The following is a 7,065-nucleotide window of genomic DNA, read 5'->3' as shown; positions in this document are numbered from 1 at the left end:
CAGCTTGGTGATGTTCTCCTGCGCCTTGTCGATGCTCTGGAGTCGCTGCTGGAGATCCCCCAGCGATTGCGCCGTGCGTCGGGCGGAGCCGTGCAGGTTCTCGTTCATCTGCTCCTGCACCTGCGCCAGACGCCGCTCCATCAATTGCAGCATCGCGGTCTGGCTTTGCGCCTGTGCTTCGCTGACATGATGCAGGCCACCCGACAGTCGTTCCTGCCCATCGCTCAGGCTTTGCACCCGCTGACCGACTTGGGCCAGCTGGTAGACCAACGGCTCGCTCAGTTTCGCAGCGCGACGGGCGGACAGGAGGGACATGACGAGCAGCACAAAAACCAGCCCACCCAAGCCAAGAGCCAGCAGGACGACCGGATCGCTCAAGTCGAGGACAAGATCACCGATCTGGATCATGTGCGGCCAAACAGTCTTTCAATGTCGCTGAGTTTCAGTTCGACATAGGTGGGTCGGCCATGGTTGCACTGGCCGGAATAGGGGGTTGCCTCCATCTCGCGCAGCAGAGCGTTCATCTCTTCCGCCCGCATCTGACGGCCCGACCGGATGGAGCCATGGCACGCCACCCGGCTGAGGATCGCTTCGATCCGGTCCTGCACCGCGCGCGCCTCGCCTTGGTCATCAAGTTCGTCAAGGATATCGCGCAGCAGGGCATCGGAATTGACCTCTCCCAAAATGGCAGGGGTTTCCCGCACCACTACTGCACCGCTTCCGAAGGGTTCGATGGTCAGGCCCATGCGGGTCAGATCATCGGCAATGTCCAGCAGCCGGGCGCTGTCACCTTCACTCATCTCAACCACATCCGGGATCAACAACGCCTGGGCCGGTACGAAATTTTGCGCCATCTGGGCTTTGAGCTTTTCATAGACCAGACGCTCGTGCGCGGCATGTTGGTCGACGATGACAATCCCGTCTTCGGTCTGGGCGATGATGTAGTTCTCGTGTACCTGCCCCCGCGCGGCGCCGAGCGGTCGGTGTTCGCGTGGGGTATCGGCGATCTCTTCCGAGACCTCCTCGACCTCGACAACGCGCCCGGAATAGGTGGCTTGCATGTCTGCGAAACCGGGCGACTGCATGGCGTAGGCCGTTTGTTTCGCAGCGAGACTCGGGCGGTCCATCTGGTAGATGCGCGGTTGGCCTTGCGGGGCCTCGGGTCGCATCGCGCCGAGCGTTGCCCCCGCGACTGTGGTGGAGGCACGGTGTCCTGCCTCGGCCAAGGCGTGGCGCAGGGCGGACACGATCAGGCCCCTGACCAGACCAGGGTCGCGGAAGCGCACTTCGGACTTCGCCGGGTGCACGTTCACATCCACCTTGTGCGGGTCGCAGTCGATGAAGAGCGCCACAGCCGGATGACGGTCGCGGCTGAGGAAATCGGCATAGGCCCCGCGCAATGCGCCAATCAGAAGTTTGTCTCGCACAGGGCGCCCATTGACGAAAAGGAACTGCGCCACCGCAGCACCGCGCGAATAGGTGGGCAGACCTGCCAGTCCAGTGAGTCGCACACCTTCACGATCCGCGTCGATTGTGACGGCGTTGTCGGTGAACTCGCGACCCATCACTTGGGTCAACCGACCCCTCAAAGCGTCGAACAGATCGCCCGTCACCGCATCGGCGCGGAAAGTCACACGGCCTTCGCCGCCGCCGGACACATCGCGCAGGGTAAAGCTGACCGAAGGTTCCGCCATCGCGAGGCGTTTTAGGACATCCGAGATCGATTGCATCTCGGCGCGGTCCGAGCGGAGGAATTTCAGCCGCGCGGGTGTGGCGAAGAAGAGGTTGCGCAATGTGACGACGGTGCCGCGCGACAGAGCGGCGGGTTTGATCGGCTCGGTCTTGCCGCCCGTGACCGACAGTTCAGCAGCATCATGACCCTCGGCCCGGCTGGTCAGGGTCAGGCGACCCACAGACCCAAGTGATGCCAGCGCTTCGCCGCGAAACCCGAAGCTGTGGATGTTGAGTAGGTCAGACCCGTCGATCTTGGACGTCGCATGGCGGGCGATTGCGAGCGGCAGGTCTTCGGGGGGAATACCGCAACCGTCATCGGTGACACGGATCAAAGTCTTGCCACCGTCAGCGATGGCGACGTCGATACGCGTCGCCCCGGCATCAATGGCGTTTTCCACCAGTTCCTTGACCGCTGATGCCGGACGCTCAACCACCTCACCCGCAGCAATGCGGTTGATCGCGCTTTCCTCAAGCAGTTGAATTGAGGCGCGTATATTGGGTGCGTGAGAGTTCATGCCACGAGATGTAGCATGCAGCGCGCGATTCTTCTATGGGGTTTCGGGATGCTTTTCCGTCAGAAAAACTTGAACAGAATACCCATCGCGCTGACGTAAGCCGCCATCAAGACCCAGAAGCGATACTTCATGTTCTGGTTGATTTCAGAGGTTTCAGCGACAAGCTTCGCGATTTCCGCGCGCATCTTGTCGTCGGCAATGGATTGTTCTTGCAGTGTCATTGAAGCGTCCCGAACAGGAATACACGCCTAGTCTAAATATAGGTGGTTAACAGAACCCTGTCGAGATTGACCCCGCCCGTCTGCATGGTAACACGGCACATATGCTGGACATCTTCCTTCAGACCCTGCCGTTTTTCGCCTTGATCGCCGTAGGTTACGGCGCGGGCAAGACCGGGTTCTTCACCGAGGAAGCGACCGCCTATCTGACCAAGTTCGTGTTTTACTTTGCCCTGTCCGCGATGATCTTTCGCTTTTCGGCGAACCTGTCTCTGGCCGAGATTTTCGACTGGCGGATCGCGGCGGGGTATCTCTGGGGCACCGCTTTTGTTTACGGTGTTGGCATGGCGGTCGCTTTCCTGCGCGGCATGAACACCGAAACAGCGGCGTTCGAAGGTCAGGTCGCCGCGATTGGAAACACCGGGTTTCTGGGTGTGCCGATGCTGGCGCTCTTGATGGGGCAAGAGGCGGTTGGGCCGATCCTGCTTGTTCTGACCATCGACCTCGTGGTGTTTTCTTCGCTGATCGTCATCCTTGTGGTGGGATCGCGCGAAGGGCGCATGTCGATGCGCATCTTCAAGACGGTGGGTATGGGGCTGCTGAAAAACCCGATGATCGTGTCGATCGTGGCGGGGTTCATGGTGTCTGCCACCGGCGCGCCGATTCCCCAGCCGGTCAATCAATTCCTGTCCATCCTTGGGGCTGCCGCGACACCCGGCGCGTTGTTCGCCATCGGAGCTTCCTTGGCCAGCAAATCGGCTGAGCGGCTGAACGTCGCGGGATGGTTGAGTTTCTGCAAACTTATCATACACCCGGCGGCTGTGGCGCTTGGCGTTTACGTGCTGTTTCCGGCTGACCCCTACAATGCGGGTGTGGTGGTGGCCGCCGCGTCCTTGCCAGTGGCGGGCAACGTGTTCATCTTGGCCCAGCATTACAAGGTGGCGCCGCAACGGGTGTCTGCCGCTATCCTGATCTCGACCACGGTCAGCATCGTGACCGTGTCCTACGTGATCAGTCAGGTTCTTGTTTAGGAAAGGAAGCGCGATGCAAACCGTATCAGAGAACACCTGTTTCGGAGGGGTGCAGGGCGTGTACCGACATTCGTCGGACGCCTGTGGCTGCGACATGACCTTCGGGCTCTTTCTGCCGCCGCAAGCCAAGAACGGGCCGGTGCCGGTTCTGTGGTACCTGTCGGGGCTGACCTGCACCCATGAGAACGCGATGACCAAGGCGGCGGCGCAGGGCTTTGCTGCCGAGGCCGGCATGGCGGTGGTGTTCCCAGATACTTCCCCGCGTGGAGACGCGGTGGCGGATGACGACGCCTATGATCTGGGCAAGGGCGCGGGGTTCTATGTGAACGCGACGCAAGACCCTTGGACGCCGCATTTCAGGATGTGGGATTACGTGGCCGAGGAATTGCCTGCGCTGTTGGGCAAGGCGTTCGCCGTCGATCTGGATCGGCAGGCGATCACCGGGCATTCGATGGGCGGTCATGGCGCGCTGACGATTGCGATGGCGAATCCGGGGCGGTTTGCCTCGGTGTCGGCCTTTGCGCCGATTGCCAATCCGAGCCAGAGCGATTGGGGCCGCAAGCAGCTGGGTGCTTATCTGGGGGCGGATGAAAGCACTTGGGCCAAGCATGACGCAACGGTGCAGATGCAGGCGGTTGGGTTTGATGGACCGGTGCTGGTGGATCAGGGTGCGTCTGATCAGTTCCTTGACCTGCTCAAGCCAGAGGCATTGAGCCACGCGATGGCGGCGCGACGTCAGGACGGCGTGTTCCGGATGCAAAAGGGCTACGACCATTCGTATTTCTTTGTCTCGACCTTCATTCCCGATCACATCGCGTTTCATGCAGACGCGCTGGGGCTGTGACGCGGGTTTTCGTCGATGCGGACGCCTGTCCGGTGAAGGCCGAGGCAGAGCGGGTTGCGACGCGACACAAGGCGCAGATGTATCTGGTGTCAAACGGCGGGCTGCGGATGTCGGAGAACCCGTTTGTCGAGGTGGTCGTGGTGCCCGACGGACCGGACGTGGCCGATATGTGGATCGCGGAGCGGGCCGGACCCGGCGATGTCGTGATCACCGGGGACATTCCGCTGGCGGCGCGTTGTGTCGAGAATGGCGCACGGGTGCTTAAGCACACTGGCGAGCGGTTGGATGCCCGCAATATCGGGCAGGTGCTGGCGACGCGCGACCTGATGGCGGATCTGCGTGCCGCCGATCCCTTCCGGCAAGGCGGTGGCAAACCGTTTTCCAAGGCGGATCGGTCGCGGTTTCTGGATGCGCTGGAACGTGAGATGCGGGCGGCGGCGCAGGATGTGCCGCGCTAGGACTTGATGGGAGAGGCAGCGATGACAACACCCGAGATCATCCCCTTTGCGGACGGTGAGGCGCAGCTGGACTGGATCGGCCTGACCGATGCGATGGCGGCGGGGCATGACCTGCCCAAAGCCGAGATCACGGACAGTTTTCTCTATCGCGGGGGCGACACGCTTTTGAACCGGGCGGCGTGGATCGACGGGCTTGGGCTAGCCGTGAAATCGGCGACGATCTTTCCGGGCAATGCCGGTCTTGGGAAACCTGCGGTGAATGGTGGGGTGTCGGTCTATTCCGATGTCGACGGCACGCTGGAGGCGATTGTCGATTTTCACCTCGTGACCAAATGGAAAACCGCCGGGGACAGCCTGCTTGCGGCGAGGCGGCTGGCGCGTGCGGACAGTTCTGTGATCCTGATCGTGGGAGCGGGCACAGTCGCGCGGTCTCTGATCGAGGCGTATTCGGCGGCGTTTGCAGAGGCGCGGTTTCTGATCTGGAACCGGACGGGTGCGAAGGCGCGGGACTTGGCGGAACAGTTCGCGCATGCGACGGCGGTGGACAACTTGGCTGATGCCGTGGGGCGGGCCGATATCGTCAGTTGTGCCACCATGTCGACCGCGCCTGTCTTGCGGGGGGATTGGCTGCGGCCCGGTGCCCATGTGGACCTGATCGGCGCATATAGGCCCGACATGCGAGAGGCGGATGACGCTGTACTGGCGCAGGGGCGGCTGTTCGTGGATTCGCGAGATACGACTGTCGGGCATATCGGGGAGATCAAGGATCCGATTGCGCGGGGGGTCATCCGCGAGGGTGACATCGTCGCGGATTACTATGATCTGCGCGCATTCGAACGACGGTCAGACGATGAAATCACGGTGTTCAAGAATGGCGGCGGGGCGCATCTGGACCTGATGGTCAGCCGCTACATTCTGGACCGCTGGCGAAACCGGTAGGGCCGGGGGACGATGCGTCGTCGCATCGCGCGTTTCGGTTGACCGAAACGCGCCCCTGTCAGGCGGCTAGCGGGACGGGTTGGCGTTTCTCGCGGATGGGCAGGTGCACCAGCGCGCTGAAGGCTCCGACGCCGACACCGATCCACCAGACCAGCGTGTAATCGCCGTGAAGATCGTACATCCGGCCCCCAAGCCACACACCCATGAAGCTGCCCAATTGGTGGCTGAAGAACACGATTCCATAAAGCGTGCCCATGTAACGCAACCCGTAGATATGCGCGATCACCCCCGATGTGAGCGGCACTGTTGCCAGCCAAAGACTACCCATCGCCGCCGAGAACAGGAGCACAGATGTCGGTGTGATCGGGAACATGATGAAGAGGGCCGCAATGATCGTGCGGCCTGTGTAGATTCCTGCAAGCAGGTATTTCTTGGTAAAGCGTTTGCCGGCCCAGCCTGCGGTCAGGGTGCCGACGATATTCATGAACCCGATGAGCGAAATCGATATCGCGCCCAGCGCCGAGGTGGTGGTGATCCCGATCGAGTGGAGCACGCCGCCCGGTTGGATCGGGCCGCAAAGTTCGGTCACGAAAGCCGGGAAATGCGCGGTGATGAAGGCCAGCTGATATCCGCAGCTGAAGAAGCCCAGGAAGATCAGCGTGTAGGACGGGTCGCGGAAGGCACGGACAAGGATCGTGCCCATGCTTTCCTCAAGTTCGGCCTTGGTTGCTGGTGGCGTGGGCGAGCGCATAAAGGGCAATACAAGCAACATTGCAAGGATGAACGCGGCGAAGCAGAGGAACACCGTTTGCCAGCTCAGGAAGGTCAGCAACCATTCCGCGAGCGGCGCGCCGAAAACCTGCCCGCCGCTGCCTGCAGCGGTGACGATGGCAAGGCTCATGGAGCGGTTTTCATCGGAACTGGCCCGGCCCACGACGGCGAGGATGACGCCAAAGCCGGTGCCTGCAACGCCAAAACCAACGAGGATTTCGTAGAATTGATGCGCGGTCGGCGTGACGGCAAAGGATGACAACACCAGACCCGCGGCATAGGTGAGTGCCCCCAGAACAATCGCCTTCCGGTCGCCGATCTTTTCGGCCAGCGCCCCAAAGAGCGGCTGCCCGATGCCCCAGGCGAGGTTCTGGATCGCCAGCGCGAGCGAGAACTCGGCACGCAGCCAGCCGAACTCCTCGGCAATCGGAATCTGGAACACGCCAAAACTGGCGCGGATCGCGAAGGACACAAGGATGATGATGCACCCGCCGATGAGCACGGGGTTGAAAATGGAGGCGCGGGCTTGCATAGGGAAGGCTCCGGAAAAGATGT

Annotated in this window: 7 protein-coding genes and 1 pseudogene; 4 read left to right on the top strand and 4 right to left on the bottom strand. The window is 61.6% G+C overall.

Going from position 1 to position 7,065, the window contains the following annotated elements:
• The 3 genes and pseudogenes from JJ869_RS02380 to JJ869_RS02370 all read right to left on the bottom strand — a co-directional run.
• Positions 1-408: pseudogene (locus tag JJ869_RS02380) on the bottom strand (DNA recombination protein RmuC); the annotation flags it as partial.
• On the bottom strand, positions 405-2,249 hold the full coding sequence (mutL, locus tag JJ869_RS02375; RefSeq protein WP_292264373.1) for a DNA mismatch repair endonuclease MutL: 1,845 nt from the start codon (positions 2,247-2,249) through the stop codon (positions 405-407). The pseudogene JJ869_RS02380 and the gene mutL, both read right to left, overlap by 4 nt.
• 59 nt (positions 2,250-2,308) lie before the next feature.
• Positions 2,309-2,470, bottom strand: coding sequence for a hypothetical protein (locus JJ869_RS02370; RefSeq protein ID WP_292264372.1), 162 nt, complete (start codon positions 2,468-2,470; stop codon positions 2,309-2,311).
• A gap of 101 nt (positions 2,471-2,571) precedes the next feature.
• Between JJ869_RS02370 and JJ869_RS02365 the strand changes: the two genes are divergently transcribed.
• The 4 genes from JJ869_RS02365 to JJ869_RS02350 are packed head-to-tail and all read left to right on the top strand — an operon-like array spanning position 2,572 to position 5,739.
• On the top strand, positions 2,572-3,498 hold the full coding sequence (locus JJ869_RS02365; protein ID WP_292264371.1) for an AEC family transporter: 927 nt from the start codon (positions 2,572-2,574) through the stop codon (positions 3,496-3,498).
• A 13-nt stretch (positions 3,499-3,511) separates the two neighbouring features.
• Complete coding sequence (gene fghA, locus JJ869_RS02360; RefSeq protein ID WP_292264370.1) at positions 3,512-4,342, top strand: S-formylglutathione hydrolase; 831 nt, start codon at positions 3,512-3,514, stop codon at positions 4,340-4,342.
• A complete protein-coding gene (locus tag JJ869_RS02355) occupies positions 4,339-4,800 on the top strand; it encodes a YaiI/YqxD family protein (RefSeq protein ID WP_292264369.1) in 462 nt (153 codons plus the stop codon). Before fghA ends, JJ869_RS02355 begins: the two co-directional genes overlap by 4 nt.
• A 21-nt stretch (positions 4,801-4,821) precedes the next feature.
• Entirely contained in the window at positions 4,822-5,739 is a 918-nt protein-coding gene (locus tag JJ869_RS02350; RefSeq protein WP_292264368.1) for an ornithine cyclodeaminase, read from the top strand.
• A 58-nt stretch (positions 5,740-5,797) separates the two neighbouring features.
• On the opposite strand, the gene JJ869_RS02345 is transcribed toward JJ869_RS02350, so the two are convergent.
• On the bottom strand, positions 5,798-7,042 hold the full coding sequence (locus JJ869_RS02345) for an MFS transporter (RefSeq protein WP_292264367.1): 1,245 nt from the start codon (positions 7,040-7,042) through the stop codon (positions 5,798-5,800).
• Between the last annotated feature and the right edge of the window lie 23 nt (positions 7,043-7,065).

The organism is Marivita sp. (assembly GCF_017643905.1).
In the GTDB taxonomy this organism is placed as follows: Bacteria; Pseudomonadota; Alphaproteobacteria; order Rhodobacterales; family Rhodobacteraceae; genus Marivita.
This window is presented reverse-complemented; position numbering and strand designations above follow the sequence as displayed.

What these genes read in the sequence shown, in the direction of transcription:
- JJ869_RS02350 (WP_292264368.1), top strand. Translation starts at nt 4,822, where the DNA reads ATGACAACACCCGAGATCATCCCCTTTGCGGACGGTGAGGCGCAGCTG.
- JJ869_RS02370 (WP_292264372.1), bottom strand. Translation starts at nt 2,470, where the DNA reads ATGACACTGCAAGAACAATCCATTGCCGACGACAAGATGCGCGCGGAA.
- JJ869_RS02365 (WP_292264371.1), top strand. Translation starts at nt 2,572, where the DNA reads ATGCTGGACATCTTCCTTCAGACCCTGCCGTTTTTCGCCTTGATCGCC.
- fghA (WP_292264370.1), top strand. Translation starts at nt 3,512, where the DNA reads ATGCAAACCGTATCAGAGAACACCTGTTTCGGAGGGGTGCAGGGCGTG.
- JJ869_RS02345 (WP_292264367.1), bottom strand. Translation starts at nt 7,042, where the DNA reads ATGCAAGCCCGCGCCTCCATTTTCAACCCCGTGCTCATCGGCGGGTGC.
- mutL (WP_292264373.1), bottom strand. Translation starts at nt 2,249, where the DNA reads ATGAACTCTCACGCACCCAATATACGCGCCTCAATTCAACTGCTTGAG.